Source organism: Nocardioides luteus (assembly GCF_000960475.2).
Taxonomy (GTDB): domain Bacteria; phylum Actinomycetota; class Actinomycetes; order Propionibacteriales; family Nocardioidaceae; genus Nocardioides; species Nocardioides luteus_A.
Genome location: NZ_JZDQ02000006.1, coordinates 141,992 through 157,992, shown reverse-complemented (window position 1 = coordinate 157,992; position 16,001 = coordinate 141,992). Strand labels below are relative to the sequence as shown.

The following is a 16,001-nucleotide window of genomic DNA, read 5'->3' as shown; positions in this document are numbered from 1 at the left end:
CCCTTTCGGCCACAGGTGACTGTCATCACAGTCTGCGCCGAGATGTTCGAGGAAACAAGAGATATTCGAAAATCTCTGAATATTCGCATCATGCTAGAGTGCTCGCATGACGACTCGACCACGCGCCAGCACCGAGGAGGTCTACGCTCGCGTTCGCGCCGACCTGCTCGGCGGCGTCTACGCCCCTGGCGAGCGGCTGAAGTCGACGCCGCTGTGCGAGACGTACGGCGCCAGCGTGAGCGTCATCCGCGAGACCCTCTCCCGGCTCACCGAGCAGGGACTGGTGGAGTCCGAGCCACGCATCGGCTTCCGCGTCCGGCAGGTGAGCGTGGACGACCTGCGCCACCTGACCAGCGCCCGCATCGACATCGAGTCGCTCGCGCTGCGCTACGCGATCGAGCGCGGCGACATGACCTGGGAGTCCGAGGTGGTGGCCGCCCACCACCGGATGGAACGTACGCCGATGCTCACCGCCGACGCACCACCGCGCGTCTCCGACGAGTGGGAGGCAGCCCACAGCGGCTTCCACGGTGCGCTGCTCGACGGCGCGCAGAACCCGTGGCTGCTCGGCATCGCCACCACGCTGCGCGACGCCGGGGAGTTCTACCGGCGCTGGTCACAGGTCCACGAGCCCGGACGAGACGTCGCCGGGGAGCACCGCGAGATCCTGGAGGCGACCCTCGCCCGGGACGCCGACCGGGCCGTGCGCGCGCTCGCGCAGCACTACCAGCACACGGCCGACATCCTCGAGCGGGCCCTCGCCGAGCGGGACGTCGCTCAGAACAGCTGACGCACGTTGGCCCTGGCCAGGTCGATGAGCTCGTCGCCCCGACCGGACAGGACGGTCCGCAGGGCGTACAGGGTGAAGCCCTTGACCTGCTCCGCGGTGACCGTCGGCGGCATCGACAGCTCCTGCCGCTCGGTGACGACGTCGAGGAGCGCCGGACCGTCGTGGGCGAGGACGTCGGCGATCGCCTCGGGGAGGTCCTCCGAGCGCTCGACGCGGCGGGCGTAGATGCCCATGGCCTGGGCGACCTGGGCGAAGTCGGGGTTGACCAGGTCGGTGCCGTAGTTCACGAACCCGGCCGCCTTCATCTCCAGCTCCACGAAGTTGAGCGAGGAGTTGTTGAACACGACCAGCTTCACCGGCAGCCGGTTCTGGGTGAGCGTGATCAGCTCACCCATCAGCATGGTCAGCCCGCCGTCGCCCGCGAGTGCCACGACCTGACGGTCGGGCTGCGCCGCCTGGACGCCGATGGCGTGCGGGAGCGCGTTGGCCATCGAGCCGTGGCTGAACGACCCGATCAGCCGGCGACGACCGTTCATCGAGAGGTAGCGGGCGGCCCACACCACCGGGGAGCCGACGTCGGGGATGAAGACGGCGTCGTCGGCGGCGGCCTCGTCGATCAGACGGGCCAGGTACTGCGGGTGGATCGGGGCGTTGCGCTTGGACGGCGTCGCGAGCTCGTCGAGCTTGGTCCGCGTCTCGCGATAGTGCTCGACCGACTCCTCGAGGTGGTGTCGGTCGCTCTTGCGCGTGAGCAGCGGCAGGAGCGCCTCAGCGGTGTCCTTGACGCTGCCCACCAGGCCGAGGTCGACCGGGTGGCGGCGCCCCAGCTGCTCGCCGCGGATGTCGACCTGGATGGTGGTGGCGTGCTTCGGATAGAACTGCCGATAGGGGAAGTCGGTGCCGAGCATGAGCAGGGTGTCCGCGCGATCCATGGCCCGGTAGCCGGAGGCGAAACCGAGCAGCCCGGTCATGCCGACGTCGAACGGGTTGTCGTACTCGATGAACTCCTTGCCGCGCAGGGCGTGCACGATCGGCGCCCCCAGGGCGTCGGCCAGCGCCACCACCTCGTCGTGGGCACCGGCGGTGCCGGCGCCGGCCAGGATGGTGACCCGCCGGCCTGCGTTGAGCAGGTCGGCCGCCCGGCTGATCTCGGACTCGGCGGGAACCACGTGCGAGACGGTCGGGCGGATGACCGAGGCGCGCTCGACAGGCGACTTCGCCAGGGCGACGTCGCCGGGGATCGCGACCACGGCGACGCCCTGCTTCTCGATCGCCGTACGCATCGCGATCTCGAGGACGTGCGGCATCTGGCTCGGGTGGGCGACGTACTCGGAGTAGACCGAGGACTCCCGGTAGAGCTCCTGCGGGTGGGTCTCCTGGAAGTAGCCGGTGCCGATCTCGGCGGTGGGGATGTGGGCGGCGATCGCGAGCACGGGCACGCGTGAGCGGTTCGCGTCGTAGAGACCGTTGATCAGGTGGAGGTTGCCGGGGCCGGCGCTGCCGACCACGACGGCCAGCTCCCCGGTCGTCGCGGCGTCGGCGGCCGCGGCGAACGCGCCCGCCTCCTCGTGCCGGACGTGCACCCAGGCGATGCGCCCGTCCTTGCGCAGGGCGTCGGTGATCCCGTTGAGCGAGTCACCCGGGACGCCGTAGACCCGGCGTACGCCGCTTGCTGCCAGAGTGGCCACGATCTGCTCCGCCACGGTCGACATGATCTCCTCCTCAGGAGTCGCACAATCCGAATATCCCTCTGATATTCGAAACTACGGGAGGCGACCCTGCATTCCTGGACCCGACACCCGCGGCGCCCGCTCCGGCCGATGACGTACGCTCGGCATCTCGGCAGGGGAAGGGGGCGTCGGAACCGGTGCGGATCGTCAGTCTGGTCCCCTCGATCACCGAAGCACTGGCCTCGGTACGTCCCGACGCGCTCGTCGGCGCCACCGACTGGTGCACCCATCCGGCCGACCTCGAGGTGACCCGCGTCCGCGGCACCAAGAACCCGAACCTCGCCGTCATCCGCGACCTCGAGCCGGACCTGGTGATCGCCAACAAGGAGGAGAACCGCGAGCTCGACGTCCGTCGTCTGCGCGAGTCCGGCATCCGGGTCGAGGTCACCGACATCGAGAGCGTCCCGGCCGCGGTGACGACCTACGAGCGGCTCTTCGACGACGTGCTCGGCTGGGAGCGCCCGGACTGGCTCACGGAGACCCGCCGGCTGTGGTGCGGGCCGCTCCCCCGGGTCAGCCGCCGGGTGGCGGTGCCGATCTGGCGCGATCCGTGGATGGTGGTCGGCTCACGGACGTTCACCGGGGACCTGCTGCGGCGGCTGGGCTGGGAGAACGTCTTCGGCGCCCACCAGGAGCGCTATCCGCACCTCGACCTGGCCGAGATCGACGACTCCGGGGCCGACGCGGTGCTGCTCCCCGACGAGCCGTACGTGTTCACCGCCGACGACGGCCCGGAGGCCTTCACGCGGACACCGACGGAGCTGGTCAGCGGCCGGCTGATCACCTGGTACGGACCGAGTCTCCTCGAGGTCCATCGGTGGGCAGCCGGCTGATCGCCGGCACCTGAGCCAGGGCGTTGATCACGACCGAGAAGACCAGCAGGGCGAGCGCCCATCCCGGGTGACCGGCGTCGAGGAGCGCCAGCGAGGCGAGTCCGAAGACGATCACCTTGGCGACCGGCCGGACCACGGGACCACCGCGAGGCGCCTTCGGCGAGGCGAAGGACCACCAGACGAACATCGCCGCCAGGGGCAGCAGCCAGACCAGCAGCCACCGCGGATCGTGCTCCCAGCCCCACACCCCGAAGGCGGCCATCGCGAGCAGCTCGTCGACGAACACCAGAGTCAGCACGAACCAGCCGAAGACCACCACGGCGGTCATCGTAGGGGCATCGCTCCGCCTCAACCAGCGGTTAACGCGGCCAGGTCACGCACGGCGTAGCGGTGGTGCTCGGCCTCCTCGGCGAGCACGACCTTGAGGCAGCGGCGCACGGAGTAGTCGGCCTCGGGGTCGTTGCCGACCGGCGTACGGGTGCAGAGCCGGTCGAGGTCCGCATCGGTGACCTCCGCGACGAAGTCGCGCATCGTCGCCATCCGTGCAAGACGGGGTCGCAGGACCTCGTCCAGCGAGGGGTCGGCGTCGACGGTGAGGCCCGTGCCGGTCTCGTCCACGCCCCCCGGCCCGTAGCCGAGCGGGTGGTAGGGGTCGTCCTCCTCGAGGACCGGGTTGCCGAGCCACTTGTCGCTGGCGTGGAGCAGGTGGCGCAGGGTCTCGATGAACGACCACTCGCCGTCGACCTGTTGGTGGAGCAGCTCCTCCGGCAGCTGCCGGGCCTGCTCGACCGTCGCCGCCCAGGTCGCCTCGACCGCCGCCCAGGCGGCCCGGATCTCCTCCGCGGTCTCCGCCTCACGGGCCAGCACCCGGTTGGGCTCGATCCGATCGAGCTCGGCCTCGACGTACGCCGTCACGTCGACGTCGTTGACCACGACCCGCTTGAAGTCGCCGCCGAGATAGACGTCGCGGCCCCAGCAGTCGACGATCTTGAGCCGCTCCTCGAACCAGCAGTCCCGGATCTCCAGCCCACCGACATCGCTCTGTGTGATCAGCGCGCCCCGGAAGCGGTCGGTCTCGGCGTACGTGACCCTGTCGACCTTCGCCTCAGCCATGGGCCGAGTGTCCGCCCGGACCGCGAGGAGGTCAACAGAATTGGGCGCAGGCTGGCGGGGGTGCTGATCCGACGGTGTCGACGCCTCCGTCCGCGGCCACCACCAGCCCGGTCAGCTCCTGCGCGCGGAGCCAGGTGGCGCCGTCGGCACCGAGGGCGAAAGCTGTCGTGGCGGCGATGTCTGCGGTGACCAGGTCGTGCGCGACGACGGTGACCGATGCCAGCGCGTGAGGGATCTCGCCCGTGCGCGCGTCGACGATGTGGGCGCCCCGGTGCGCGGCGCCGGAGGTCGCGACCGCGCCGCGGCGTACCGGTACGACCGCGAGGACCTTCGATGGGTCACGCGGATCCTCGATCCCGATCCGCCACAGCTCGGAGTCGGCCGCGGCATGGCACATCATGTCGCCACCGACTGACAGGCAGTGGTCGGTACGTTCCAGCGACTCGAGCGCGGCGGCCGCCCGCTGCACTGCCCAGCCCTTCCACGCCCGACGGGTCGAGCAGACCGTCGCGCCACACGTCGAACGCGCCACCGGACTCGGTGCGAGCTCTCTCGCCCAGGTCCAGGACCTCCGCGACCTCCGGCGGACAGTCGAGCACGCTCACCTCGCCGCGGCCCAGCCGGCTGACCCAGGAGTCGCCGCGGTAGGTGGTGAAGACCTCCTCGGCCTTGCGCAGCGATTCCATCACCGTCGCCCAGGTGGCCTCGGCCCGGTCGTCGCACTCGTGCAGCCCGCGTAGCGCCAGGCTGACCGCGGTGCCCATCACCCTCCCGACGTAGCGGTTCACAGGCCGGCCTGGTCCAGTGCGCTCTGCAGCGAGGTCAGATAGCCCTGGCTGGTCACGGTCGCGCCACTGACCATGTCGATGTCAGCGCCCTGCGCCGAGAGCGTCTCGTCCACCAGAACCGGCAGGGCGTAGTCGTTGATCTCCTGGTCGCGACGGTTCCCGTTGGGGTAGACCGGCACCTGGACGCCGGTGAGCTTGCCTCCGGCGACCGTGATCTCGACCTGCACCGGTCCCCACTGCGTCTGGGCGGTGTCCCCGGTGAAGGTGGTCGTGTCGCTCGAGGGGGTCGAGCCAGAGGTACCACTCTGACTGCTCTGACTGCTCTGACTGCTCTGACTGCTACCGCTGCTCTGACCCGAGACGACCGCGGGCGGGCTGGCCGTGGTGGCCGCTCCCTCCCGCGAGGTGTGGTAGCCGAACAGCAGCACCACCACCGTGATCGTGGACATCAGCCACAGCATGATCCTTCTCATCCGTTCACCATCCGAAGCTCTCGACGTGCAGGTTCTGATCGCGTACGCCTGCTGCCCGAGCTGCGCGGCACAGACTGTCGGTCCACCCCGATGGACCACAGACATAGACATCACGGTCGGCGATGTCGGGAACCCAGCCGAGGAGAACCTGGACATCGTCGTGGCCCGCGTACCCCGTCCCCACCCAGGAGCCCTCGTGGCGGCGACGACCGGGCAGATCGACCAACCCGAGCCCGCGGGTGCGGGCGAGCTCGGCCAGCTCGGCGGCGAAGAGCGGCCGGTCACGGAACCGGTGCAGGACGAGGGCCTCGCCCGGGGCGTACGAGAGACCTTCGGCCAGCGAGCGCAGCGGCGCCATCCCGACCCCGGAGCCGATCAGTACCACCTTGGAGAGGGTGCGAGCACGGGCGGAGAGCCGGCCGTACGGCCCCTCGACCAGCACGCGAGAGCCGGTCGCGAGGGTTGTCAGCGCGGCGCTGCCGTCACCGGCCGCTCGCACCGTGATCCGCAGGCCGTGCGGTCCGGGCGCCGCGGAGAGCGAGTAGGGGTGCGCCCGGCTCCAGCCGGGTGCGCCGAGGAAGCGCCAGGTGAAGAACCGGCCGGCGTGACCGCGCAGACGCTCCAGGTCGCGGCCGCTCAGGTGCACCGAGACGACGCCCGGCGCCTCGGGCACGACCGCGACGACCCGCAGGTCGTGACGGAGACTGCGCCACAGCGGCAGCCCGACCCGGAAGACCAGCACCGCGGCCGCGGTGACGCCCCAGGCGGTCCACCAGAACAGGGTCGCGCCGGGCCGTTGCAAGAACTCCTGCCCGGTCCAGAGCTGGTGCGGCAGAGCGAGTCCTGCGCCGAGGTAGCCGTAGAGGTGGAGCAGGTGCCACGACTCGTACCGGATCCGGCGGCGGGCCGCCTTGATGCTGGTCACGACGACCATCACCAACGCGACCGTGCCGGCGACGGCGAGCAGCAGCCCCGGGTAGGTCCAGGTCAGGCTCCACAGCTCGGCCGGCCAGCGCAGCAGGCTGCCCGCGGCGTACCCCCAGGTGATCAGGACCAAATGCGCGACCAGCAGATTGAACGAGGTGAACCCGACGATCCGGTGGAACCGGACGAGCCGGTCCTGCCCGAAGGCGCTCTCCAGCACCGGCACCCGCGCCATCAGGATCACCTGGGCGAGCAGCAGCACCGAGGAGAGCAGTGCGGAGAGGCGTCCGATCGAAGTGAGCGCACCGGCCCAGGACCCCAGATCCTGGAGGCCGCCGTCCGCCTCCCACCAGTACGTCACCAGCAGCAACGCGGACCACAGCGTGGCACCCGCAAGCAGCCTGACGGCTTCGTCGAGCCTTGCCCGCGAGCCGGCGATGCGGACGGCCGGGGCGATGGGTATCGATGTCACCTCACCATGGTCACGTCACCGGTTGAGGCGAATCGGTGAGGTGGCTGTGGAGACCCTGTGAGCCCTGCTCGTCAGTCATGACGGGGTCTCCGCCCAGCCATGGAGCGGGTCAACCGAATTCAGCGGCCGATGGCGTCCAGCTCCGCGAGGTCATCCGCGCTGAGCTCGAGCGCCGCGCCGGCGACGTTCTCGCGCAGGTGGTCGACCGACGAGGTGCCGGGGATGAGCAGGATGTTGGGCGAGCGGCGCAGCAGCCAGGAGAGCGCGACCGACATCCGGCTCGCGCCGAGGCGCTCGGCGACGACGTCGAGGGCGCCGGACTGCAGCGGAGTGAATCCGCCGAGCGGGAAGTAGGGGACGTACGCGATGCCCTGCTCGGCCAGCGAGTCGATCAGCTCGTCGTCGGTGCGGTTGGCCAGGTTGTAGAGGTTCTGCACGCAGACGACCGGCGCGACGGCCTGGGCCGCGGCGATGTGCTCAGCACGTGCCTCGCTGATCCCGAGGTGGCGGATCAGCCCCTGTTCCCGCAGCTCGGCGAGCACCGCGTAGCCCTGGGCGACCTCGGCCGGGCTCGGGTCGCCCATCATCCGGAAGTTGACGACGTCGACCGCGTCGAGGCCCAGGTTCTCCAGGTTGGAGTGGACGGCGGCGCGCAGCTCGTCGGGCGAGCTCGCCGGCAGCCACGCTCCCTCCTCGTCGCGGCGGGCACCGACCTTGGTGACGATGCGCAGACCCGCCGGGTAGGGGTGCAGGGCCTCCTTGATGATCTGGTTGGTGACGTACGGGCCGTAGAAGTCGCTGGTGTCGATGTGGTCGACGCCCAGCGCGACGGCCTCGCGGAGCACGGCGACCGCGCCGTCGCGGTCGGCCGGCGGGCCCATGACGTGGGGGCCGGCGAGCTGCATCGCGCCGTAGCCCATCCGGCGGACCTCGAGGTCGCCCAGGTGGTAGGTGCCGTACGTGGTGGCAGTGACGGTCAAGATCGGTCCTCTCCTCGTTCGCGGTGCCTCCACGATGCCTCGCGCCGCGGGATCCAGGGAGAGGCCCGCCGATCCTGGGGGTGGGGGGACCAGTCTGGAGCGCCGAACCGGGCCGAACGCCGGTCTATCGTGGGGAGCGTGAGCGCGGACAACCAGCTGGGTGCCTACCTGCGGGCCCGTCGTGAGCTCGTACGTCCCGAGGACGTCGGCCTCCCCACGAACGGTGTTCGCCGCGTGCCCGGCCTCCGCCGCGAGGAGGTCGCGCTGCTGGCCGGCGTCAGCGCGGACTACTACCTGCGACTGGAGCAGGGCCGAGACCGGAACCCGTCACCGCAGGTGCTGGAGTCGATCGCCCGGGTGCTGCGGCTCGACGAGGCCGGCACCACCTACCTGCTCGGGATGGTCGCGCCCCGCCCGCGACGGGTCCGGCGTCCGCGGCGCGCGCAGGTGCCGGCCTCGATGGCCCAGCTCCTGGAGGTGGTCGGCGTGCCGGCGTTCGTCGAGGACCGCTACTTCGACATCCTCGCCGCCAACCAGCTGGCCCGGCTGGTCGACCCGACGCTCGATGTGGGCGAGAACCGGCTGCGGTCGTTCTTCCTCGACCCCGCTGTGCAGGCGCTGCACAGCGAGTGGGACACGGTCACCGCCTCCCTCGTGGCCGGGTTCCGGACCTCGGTCGGCAACAACATCGACGACCCACGCTTCGTCGAGCTGGTCGGTGAGCTCTCGCTCGGCAGCGAACGGTTTCGGCAGCTGTGGGCCCGCCACGAGGTGGTGGCGCTCGCCGGCGGGGTCCTCACGCTGGACCACCCGCAGGTCGGGGCGATGACCCTGCACCGGCAGAAGCTGCTCACCGACCACGACGACCTCATCCTGGGCATCTACCACGCCGAGCCCGGCTCGGAGAGCGCCGAGAAGCTGGCGCTGCTGGGGTCGCTGGGCAGCGAGGAGACCACCCGCCGGTAGCCCTGGTTCAGCGGAAGGCCGGCTTCTCCTTGGCCAGGAACGCGCGGACGCCCTCCTTGAAGTCCGCGCCGGTGTAGACCTCGCGGAGCAGGTCCTCGTCGCCCTCGGGCGAGGCCTCGGTGCGGGCGGCGTACGCGGCGAGCTGGCTCTTGGTGGCGCGGACGGTGACGCCGGAGAGCGCCAGGACGCCCTCGACGAGCGTGTCGACCTCCTCGGCCAGGGAGTCGGTGACGGCGGTCAGGGCTCCGGTGGCGTAGGCGCGGTCGGCGTTGATCAGCCGGGCGGCGAGGAGCATCTCGCGCACGATCGGCTCACCGAAGACGGCGGCCGCGCGGTAGACGATCGAGGCCGCGAGCGCGTTGCCGAGCGTCTTCGCGATCGGGTAGCCGAAGCGCGAGTGCGGCGTCGCGACCCGCAGGTCGCAGTGGGTCGCGACCGCGAGCCCGCCGCCGACGCAGACCCCGTCGACCGCGGCGATGGTGACCTGCGGGAGGGCGAAGAGCTTCTCGAGCAGCGCGCGGATCCAGTCCTCGTACTCCACCGCGTCGCGGGAGAGGAAGTCGGAGATCTCGTTGCCGGCGGCGAACGCCCGCCCACCGGTGCCGGTCAGCACCAGCACCTTCACCGACTCGTCCTTGGCGAGCTCGTCGCAGAGCTCGTGCAGCGCGCCGTACATCTCCGCGGTGAAGGCGTTGTGCTTCTGCGGCCGGTTGAAGGTCACCTGTACGACGCCCGGGCGCCGCTCCACTACCAAGTCCTCGCTCACGAGAACCGAGCGTAGGGCACCCCCGCGGGGTGCCCTACGGTGGCGTTCGTCACACGTGCGGCTTCACCTGGTCGGTGTAGATCTTCTCCAGCGCCGTCTTCAGGCTGTCCATCTCGGTCTGGACGTCCTTGTTCTCGGTGAGGATCGAGGCCATGTGGTTGGCCATCTCCAGGTCGCCGCCGGGCAGGAAGACGCGGGCGTAGTCCTGGGATCGGGTGTTGGGGAGCTGGTCGATCGCGACCTGCGCCTGCGGGGTCTTCTTCAGGATCGCCGCCGGGTCGGCGGACTTGCGGATCGGCACGTAGCCGGTCGCCTCGGAGAACTTGATCGCCTGCTCGGGCTCGGTGAGGAACTTGATGAAGGTGCCGGCCGCGAGCTGCCGTTCGGGGCTGATGTCCTTCGGGATGCCGACACCGGAGCCGCCGGTCGGGCAGATCCGCTCGGTCTCCACCGGCCCGGCGGGCAGCGGGGCGACGCCGACCTCGAACTTCGCCGAGGTGATCGCGTTGATCAGGTCACCGGTCGAGCCCACGGTGGCACTGGCGACACCCGCCGCGAAGTCCTGGATCTGGTCGACGCCGGCGACCCCGGCGACCTTGTCCTTGTAGACCCAGTCCTTCAGGAAGGAGAGCGCCTCGACCGCCTCGGAGGAGTTGCAGGTGATGTCGAAGGACTCCTCCTTCGACCAGCCGCCGCCCCAGCCCCACAGGTTGTTCTGCAGGGTCCAGCCGGCGTAGCCCGCCAGCGCCGGGAACTGGAAGGCGAACTTCGCGCCGCTCGCCTGGGCGAGCTTGGTCTTCCACTCGCCGAACTCCTCCCAGGTCTGCGGCCCCTGGTCGGAGAGGCCGGCCTTCTTCCAGTGGTCCTTGTTGTAGTAGAAGAGCGGTGTCGAGCGGGCCCACGGCACCGCCCAGTGGGCGTCGTCGTAGAGGTAGTCGCCCAGCAGCGAGTCGACGTAGTCGTCGGTGTCGAACTCGAGCGCCTCGAAGAGGGAATCGAGCGGGATGATCTGGTCGTTCATCTTGTAGCGGAACCACCACACGTCCGACAGGTTGATGATGTCGGGCAGATCGCCACCCGTCTGCGCGGTCTGGAACTTCTGCGCGATCTCCTCGTAGTCGGCGCCGGCCGTGACCAGCTTGACGGTGATGTCGGACTGGGAGGCGTTGAAGGCGTTGACGATCTCGGTGCTGACCTTGATCGAGTCACCCGGGTTGGAGGTCCAGAAGGTGATCTCCTTGGCCGGCTTCACGCCGCTGAAGTCGATCTGCTCGACGGTGCTCGAGCCGCCGCCACCTCCGCTGGTCGAAGGGCCGCCGCCACAGGCGGAGAGCGCCGCCGCGGAGATGCCCAGGGCGCTGAGGCCGAGGAACCGCCGCCGGTCCAGGATCAGACCCGAGCGATGCAGGTTGGACGAGGTGTTCATGATGCATCCCTTCCCTGTCATGGCGAGACGTCAGCCTTTGACGCCGCCTTGGGTGAAGCCGTTGACGATGTGGCGCTGGAGGAACGCGAAGACGGCGAGGATGGGCAGCAGCACCATCACGGTGCCGGCCATCAGGACCCCGAACGAGCTGGCCGCGGACTCGCTGTTCTGCAGCAGCGTCAGGCCGCGCGGCAGGGTCATCATCTCGGGCTCGGTGATGATGATCAGCGGCCACAGGTAGTCGTTCCACTCGTAGACCACGTTGACCAGCGCCACGGTCGCGATGCTGGGCAGGGCCATCGGGACGACGTGGTGCCACAGCCGCTTCCAGTGGCCGGCGCCGTCGAGGTGGGCCGCCTCGATCACCTCGTAGGGCAGCTGCATGAAGGACTGACGCAGCAGGAACGTACCGAAGCCGGTGCCGAGGCCCGGCAGGATGAGGCCCCAGTAGGTGTTCTCGCCGCCGAGGCTGCTGATGAAGACGTAGTTGGGCAGCGCGGTGACCTGCGGCGGCACCATCATCGTGGCGAGCACGCCCCAGAAGACGTACTTCTTGGCGGGGAACTCGCAGAAGACCAGGCCGTACGCCGTCAGGATCGCGAGCAGTACCTTCAGCCCGGCGCCGACGACCGTGACGATGCCGGAGTTGAGGAAGAGCCGTCCGAAGGGGACCTTCTGTGCGGCCTCGGAGTAGTTCTCCGGCTTCCAGACCTCCGGGAAGACCACCAGGTCGGTGGTCGCCAGGTCGCCCGGGCCCTTGAAGGAGGCCAGGATCATGTAGCCGAGCGGCAGCACCACGATCAGCACCGCGAGCAGCAGCACCAGGTAGTCGCGTACGGTCAGCGGCGTCAGCCGCACCCTGCGCGAGGGAGCAGTAGCGCTCATCGGTAGTGGACCCGCCTCTCCACGACGATCAGCTGGACGAGCGTGAGGACCACGAGGATCGCGAAGAGCACCGTGGACAGCATCGCGGAGTAGCCGGCCTGGCTCTGCTCCTTGAAGCCGGTCAGGTAGGCATCGAAGATCAGCGTGCGGGCACCACGACCGAGCTTGTCCATCGCGATCAGCAGGTCGAAGGCCTGCAGGCTGTTGAGGATCGTGGTCACCATCAGGAAGAACGTGGTCGGCGACAGCAGCGGCAGGGTCACCGTGAAGAACCGCCGCACCGGCCCGGCGCCGTCGAGGTCGGCCGCCTCCAGCAGGTCGCCCGGGACGGCCTGCAGGCCGGCGAGGTAGACGACGGCTGCGTAGCCGAGGTTCTTCCAGACGTAGACGACGATCACCATCGTCAGCGTCCAGGGCGGCGAGTTGATCCACTCCGGGCTGTTCAGGCCGACATCGCGCAGGATCGCGGAGAGCGCGCCGATGTTGGGATCGAAGATGTAGAGCCAGGCGAGGCCGACGCCGTAGCCGGAGAGGATGTAGGGCGCGAAGACCGTGGCCTGCGCGAACCCGGCGCCCGGGAGCTTGCGGTTGAGCGCCAGCGCGACGCCCAGCCCCAGCGCGAGGGTGAGACCGACGGTCGCGACGGTGAAGATCCCGGTCGTGGTCAGCACCTTGCTCGCCTCACCGGAGGTGAAGAAGTCGCGGTAGTTGCCCAGCCCGACCGGCGTCGCGAACTTCGAGCCCAGCGTCCAGTTGAGGGTCGAGTAGTAGATGTTCTGGAAGAGCGGGCGGTAGATGAAGACCGCGATCAGGGCGACGTTGGGCAGCACGAACGCCAGAAAGATCAGCCACTCCCGAAGGCGTCTTCCCGAGAGTGCCTGACGTGGTCGCTTGGTCGTGACGGCCGTCATACCTGGCACGATCGGTGAGTCAAGCGGCTGGCTCGGACCCCGTCAAGAGTAAAACTCTCGGTCTCAAGATTTCGTTACCGGAAACTGATGGTGAACGTCATCGGTTTACGAGCCAACGTCCGAGCAACGTGCCGTCGTGCTCGATGAGGGACGCCAAGGACACCGGTACGTCGGTGGGCGGCCCGGCCACGATCCGCCGGCCGTCGCCGGCGAGGAGCTTGGGCGTGATCGTGTGGCACAGCTCGTCGACGACGCCGGCCTCGAGCAGCGAGCCGAGGAGGGTCGGCCCGCCCTCGCAGAGCACGTGCCGCATGCCGTCCTCGTGCAGCCTCTCGAGCAGCGCGGCCAGGTCGACCTCGGAGGTGCCGGCGACGTAGACGTTCTCCGCGCCGATCTCCTCGCGCGCGGCCTCCAGGCCGGGCGCCTCGGCCACGGTCGCGAGCCGGACAGCGCCGGCATCGCAGCCGCGGAGCTCGTCGGGGATCCGGCCACGGCGGGAGACGATCACGATCGGCGCACCCTTGGCCGTGTAGGTCTCCGCGATGGCGGTCCCAGCCCCGACCAGGACCGCGTCGGCGAGCTCGCGCAGGACATGGAAGACATCGACGTCGACGGCGTTGTTGACCGTGCCGGAGCGGCCGTCGGAGCCGGTCGCCGCGCCGTCCAGCGAGCTCACCATGTTGGCCCGCAGCCAGGGCAGCCGCGGAGGTGTGTAGATGGCCCGCAGGCCTTCGGGGGTCGTCGGGTCACCGTCACCGTGCAGGAGGATCACCCTGCCAACGTTAGGCGCTGGGACCTGCCGCTATCTTCTTCGCATGAGTTGGTTGGTTACCGGAGGCGCGGGCTACATCGGATCGCACGTCGTGCAGGCGCTGCTCGACGCAGGCATGGAGCCGGTCGTCCTCGACGACCTCTCCTCCGGGTTCGCGAAGTTCGTGCCCGACAACGTCACGTTCGTCGAGGCGACGCTGCTGGACAAGGCGGCGATCGAGCAGGCGATCACCGACAACGGCGTCGAGGGGGTCATCCACCTCGCCGGCTACAAGTACGCCGGTGTCTCGGTGCAGCGGCCGCTGCACACGTACGCCCAGAACGTCACCGGCACCGCCAACCTCCTCGAGGCGATGGTGGCCACCGGTGTCGACAAGCTGGTCTTCTCCTCCTCCGCCGCGACCTTCGGCACCCCCGACGTCGACCTGGTCACCGAGACCACACCGACCAACCCGGAGAGCCCCTACGGCGAGTCGAAGCTGATCGGCGAGTGGCTGATCGCCGACGTGGCGCGCGCCGAGGGCCTCGCCCACACGTCGCTGCGCTACTTCAACGTGGTGGGCTCCGGCAGCAAGGACCTCTACGACACCAGCCCCCACAACCTCTTCCCGCTCGTCTTCGACGCGCTGGCCAAGGGGAAGACGCCGCAGATCAACGGCGACGACTACCCGACGCCCGACGGCACCTGCGTACGCGACTACGTGCACGTCGCCGACCTCGCCCACTCCCACGTCGTCGCCGCCAAGCGGCTCGCCTCGGGTGCGGACCTGGAGGCCGTCTACAACCTCGGCTCCGGCGACGGCTCCTCGGTGCGGCAGATCATGGACGCCATCCGCGAGGTGACCGGCATCGACTTCGAGCCCGTCATCAAGCCGCGCCGCCCCGGCGACCCCGCCCGCATCGTCGCCACCGGCGAGCTCGCCCGGCGCGATCTCGAGTGGGAGATGCGCCACGACCTGCGCTCCATGGTCGCCACCGCCTGGGAGGCCCGCCAGGCCGCGGGTGCGGACTACCCGAGCTGACCCCTGCCGAAGCGTCGGCCGAGGCGTCAGCCCCGTCGGCCGAGATGTCACTCGCGTGCCGACTCGGCCGACGTACGTGACGTCTCGGCCTGCAGAGCTGACGCCTCGGCACACGAGAAGACGGCCCGCTCTCTCGAGCGGGCCGTCTTTCTGTGGAGAGCCTGGATCAGGCCTTCTTGGCAGCCGTCTTCTTGGCGGGAGCCTTCTTGGCGGGGGCCGGCTTCTCGGCCGGAGCGGCCTCAGCCTTCGGGGCCTCAGCCTTGGGGGCCTCCTCCTTGGGAGCCTCGGCCGGGGCCTCGGCGGCCTCGGACTTCTTGAACTTCGCGACGAAGGTCTCACCGCGGGTGGCGAGCTTGTCGTAGGTGCCGGTGGCGGAGCCGGTGGTCTCGTCGAGCTTGGCCTTGACGGTGGTCTTCAGCTTCTCGGGCAGGACGGTGTACTGCTCCTTGGCCAGGGCCGGGAGGGTCTTCGGGTCGAAGCCGGTGACGGTGGACTTGGCTGCGGTCGCCTTCTCGGTCGCCTGGGTGCGGTAGGCGGTGGCCTTCTCGGTCGCCTTGGCGCGAGCGTCGGTCAGCTTGGTGGTCGCCTCGGAACGGTAGCCGTCGACCTTCTTCTGCAGGTCGAGGGCGAGGTCCTTGACGGTCTCGTAGGCCAGGTCGGCGACGCCGGCGACGGCGTTGAGGGGCTTGGTGGTCTCAATCTTGGGCAGCGTGGGCATCTGGGTTCTCCTCGTGATGGGGTTCTTCGTCGGTTTCATCGGCGGCCGGCGCATCGGCGGTGACACGACTGTTGAGAGCAAGGAACGAGTGGTAGACGTCGAGCAGCGAGTGCTTCTGCCGCTCGGTCAGGCTCGGATCGGCGAGCACCGCGAGCTCCACGGACCCTCCGACGTTGGAGTCGGGGCTGAGGATCCCGGCACGGACGTAGACCTGCTCCGCCGAGATCCGCAGCGCCTTGGCGATCTGCTGGAGGACCTCAGCCGATGGCTTGCGCAGACCGCGCTCGATCTGGCTGAGGTAGGGGTTGGACACGCCTGCCTGGTCGGCGAGCTGACGCAGAGACATCTCGGCCGAGATCCTCTGTTCCTTCAGATACTCGCCGAGCGTGCCGACCGCACTCGTGACCTTGCTCTTGACCATGACTCCAGTGTG

18 protein-coding genes and 1 pseudogene are annotated in these 16,001 nt (G+C 69.6%); 4 read left to right on the top strand and 15 right to left on the bottom strand.

Features of this window, described 5'->3' with window-relative positions; genetic code table 11:
* Positions 1-106: 106 nt before the first annotated feature.
* On the top strand, positions 107-790 hold the full coding sequence (locus tag UG56_RS05870) for a GntR family transcriptional regulator (protein WP_045548452.1): 684 nt from the start codon (positions 107-109) through the stop codon (positions 788-790).
* Here UG56_RS05870 and poxB read toward each other — a convergent pair.
* Positions 778-2,502, bottom strand: coding sequence for a ubiquinone-dependent pyruvate dehydrogenase (gene poxB, locus UG56_RS05865; protein ID WP_045548451.1), 1,725 nt, complete (start codon positions 2,500-2,502; stop codon positions 778-780). The two genes, UG56_RS05870 and poxB, sit on opposite strands and share 13 nt — an antisense overlap.
* Before the next feature lie 155 nt (positions 2,503-2,657).
* On the opposite strand from poxB, the gene UG56_RS05860 reads away from it, so the two are divergent.
* Positions 2,658-3,353: a helical backbone metal receptor gene (locus UG56_RS05860; RefSeq protein WP_045548450.1), complete on the top strand. Its 696-nt coding sequence runs from the start codon at positions 2,658-2,660 to the stop codon at positions 3,351-3,353.
* On the opposite strand, the gene UG56_RS05855 is transcribed toward UG56_RS05860, so the two are convergent.
* The 7 genes and pseudogenes from UG56_RS05855 to UG56_RS05830 form a co-directional block, all read right to left on the bottom strand.
* Positions 3,301-3,681 carry a YrdB family protein gene (locus UG56_RS05855; protein WP_052693471.1) on the bottom strand — a complete coding sequence of 127 codons (381 nt, stop codon included), beginning with the start codon at positions 3,679-3,681 and terminating at the stop codon, positions 3,301-3,303. The two genes, UG56_RS05860 and UG56_RS05855, sit on opposite strands and share 53 nt — an antisense overlap.
* A 20-nt stretch (positions 3,682-3,701) precedes the next feature.
* On the bottom strand, positions 3,702-4,466 hold the full coding sequence (locus tag UG56_RS05850) for a DinB family protein (protein WP_045548449.1): 765 nt from the start codon (positions 4,464-4,466) through the stop codon (positions 3,702-3,704).
* Positions 4,467-4,497: 31 nt separating this feature from the next.
* On the bottom strand, positions 4,498-4,998 hold the full coding sequence (locus UG56_RS28635; protein WP_256206458.1) for an FAD:protein FMN transferase: 501 nt from the start codon (positions 4,996-4,998) through the stop codon (positions 4,498-4,500).
* Positions 4,999-5,038: 40 nt separating this feature from the next.
* A pseudogene (locus UG56_RS29105) lies at positions 5,039-5,230 on the bottom strand (FAD:protein FMN transferase); the annotation flags it as partial.
* Positions 5,231-5,250: 20 nt separating this feature from the next.
* The gene (locus UG56_RS05840; RefSeq protein WP_256206457.1) at positions 5,251-5,703 is read right to left on the bottom strand and encodes an FMN-binding protein; all 453 of its coding nucleotides are present in this window, start codon (positions 5,701-5,703) and stop codon (positions 5,251-5,253) included.
* Between the two features lie 28 nt (positions 5,704-5,731).
* A complete protein-coding gene (locus UG56_RS05835) occupies positions 5,732-7,123 on the bottom strand; it encodes a ferredoxin reductase family protein (RefSeq protein WP_052693468.1) in 1,392 nt (463 codons plus the stop codon).
* A gap of 119 nt (positions 7,124-7,242) precedes the next feature.
* On the bottom strand, positions 7,243-8,103 hold the full coding sequence (locus UG56_RS05830) for an oxidoreductase (protein WP_256206456.1): 861 nt from the start codon (positions 8,101-8,103) through the stop codon (positions 7,243-7,245).
* Positions 8,104-8,241: 138 nt separating this feature from the next.
* Here UG56_RS05830 and UG56_RS05825 point away from each other — a divergent pair, with 138 nt between their 5' ends.
* Complete coding sequence (locus tag UG56_RS05825) at positions 8,242-9,069, top strand: helix-turn-helix transcriptional regulator (protein ID WP_045548447.1); 828 nt, start codon at positions 8,242-8,244, stop codon at positions 9,067-9,069.
* 7 nt (positions 9,070-9,076) lie between these two features.
* On the opposite strand, the gene UG56_RS05820 is transcribed toward UG56_RS05825, so the two are convergent.
* From UG56_RS05820 to UG56_RS05800, 5 genes are all read right to left on the bottom strand, one after another.
* A complete protein-coding gene (locus tag UG56_RS05820; RefSeq protein WP_045548446.1) occupies positions 9,077-9,835 on the bottom strand; it encodes an enoyl-CoA hydratase-related protein in 759 nt (252 codons plus the stop codon).
* A 49-nt stretch (positions 9,836-9,884) separates the two neighbouring features.
* The gene (locus UG56_RS05815) at positions 9,885-11,261 is read right to left on the bottom strand and encodes an ABC transporter substrate-binding protein (RefSeq protein WP_045548445.1); all 1,377 of its coding nucleotides are present in this window, start codon (positions 11,259-11,261) and stop codon (positions 9,885-9,887) included.
* A 30-nt stretch (positions 11,262-11,291) separates the two neighbouring features.
* The gene (locus UG56_RS05810) at positions 11,292-12,146 is read right to left on the bottom strand and encodes a carbohydrate ABC transporter permease (protein ID WP_045548444.1); all 855 of its coding nucleotides are present in this window, start codon (positions 12,144-12,146) and stop codon (positions 11,292-11,294) included.
* On the bottom strand, positions 12,143-13,057 hold the full coding sequence (locus tag UG56_RS05805; protein ID WP_084100577.1) for a carbohydrate ABC transporter permease: 915 nt from the start codon (positions 13,055-13,057) through the stop codon (positions 12,143-12,145). The genes UG56_RS05810 and UG56_RS05805 overlap by 4 nt, the downstream gene beginning before the upstream one ends.
* 97 nt (positions 13,058-13,154) lie before the next feature.
* Positions 13,155-13,829: a dihydrofolate reductase family protein gene (locus tag UG56_RS05800; RefSeq protein ID WP_045548443.1), complete on the bottom strand. Its 675-nt coding sequence runs from the start codon at positions 13,827-13,829 to the stop codon at positions 13,155-13,157.
* A gap of 43 nt (positions 13,830-13,872) precedes the next feature.
* Here UG56_RS05800 and galE point away from each other — a divergent pair, with 43 nt between their 5' ends.
* Positions 13,873-14,850 (top strand): UDP-glucose 4-epimerase GalE, encoded by a 978-nt coding sequence (gene galE / locus UG56_RS05795; protein ID WP_045548442.1) that lies wholly within the window; start codon positions 13,873-13,875, stop codon positions 14,848-14,850.
* 166 nt (positions 14,851-15,016) lie between these two features.
* On the opposite strand, the gene UG56_RS05790 is transcribed toward galE, so the two are convergent.
* Entirely contained in the window at positions 15,017-15,568 is a 552-nt protein-coding gene (locus tag UG56_RS05790) for a hypothetical protein (protein WP_045548441.1), read from the bottom strand.
* On the bottom strand, positions 15,546-15,989 hold the full coding sequence (locus UG56_RS05785; RefSeq protein ID WP_045548440.1) for a helix-turn-helix domain-containing protein: 444 nt from the start codon (positions 15,987-15,989) through the stop codon (positions 15,546-15,548). Before UG56_RS05785 ends, UG56_RS05790 begins: the two co-directional genes overlap by 23 nt.
* Between the last annotated feature and the right edge of the window lie 12 nt (positions 15,990-16,001).

What these genes read in the sequence shown, in the direction of transcription:
- UG56_RS05785 (WP_045548440.1), bottom strand. Translation starts at nt 15,989, where the DNA reads ATGGTCAAGAGCAAGGTCACGAGTGCGGTCGGCACGCTCGGCGAGTAT.
- UG56_RS05840 (WP_256206457.1), bottom strand. Translation starts at nt 5,703, where the DNA reads ATGTCCACGATCACGGTGGTGGTGCTGCTGTTCGGCTACCACACCTCG.
- UG56_RS05870 (WP_045548452.1), top strand. Translation starts at nt 107, where the DNA reads ATGACGACTCGACCACGCGCCAGCACCGAGGAGGTCTACGCTCGCGTT.
- UG56_RS05815 (WP_045548445.1), bottom strand. Translation starts at nt 11,261, where the DNA reads ATGAACACCTCGTCCAACCTGCATCGCTCGGGTCTGATCCTGGACCGG.
- poxB (WP_045548451.1), bottom strand. Translation starts at nt 2,502, where the DNA reads ATGTCGACCGTGGCGGAGCAGATCGTGGCCACTCTGGCAGCAAGCGGC.
- UG56_RS05855 (WP_052693471.1), bottom strand. Translation starts at nt 3,681, where the DNA reads ATGACCGCCGTGGTGGTCTTCGGCTGGTTCGTGCTGACTCTGGTGTTC.
- galE (WP_045548442.1), top strand. Translation starts at nt 13,873, where the DNA reads ATGAGTTGGTTGGTTACCGGAGGCGCGGGCTACATCGGATCGCACGTC.
- UG56_RS05805 (WP_084100577.1), bottom strand. Translation starts at nt 13,057, where the DNA reads ATGACGGCCGTCACGACCAAGCGACCACGTCAGGCACTCTCGGGAAGA.
- UG56_RS05810 (WP_045548444.1), bottom strand. Translation starts at nt 12,146, where the DNA reads ATGAGCGCTACTGCTCCCTCGCGCAGGGTGCGGCTGACGCCGCTGACC.
- UG56_RS05790 (WP_045548441.1), bottom strand. Translation starts at nt 15,568, where the DNA reads ATGCCCACGCTGCCCAAGATTGAGACCACCAAGCCCCTCAACGCCGTC.
- UG56_RS05850 (WP_045548449.1), bottom strand. Translation starts at nt 4,466, where the DNA reads ATGGCTGAGGCGAAGGTCGACAGGGTCACGTACGCCGAGACCGACCGC.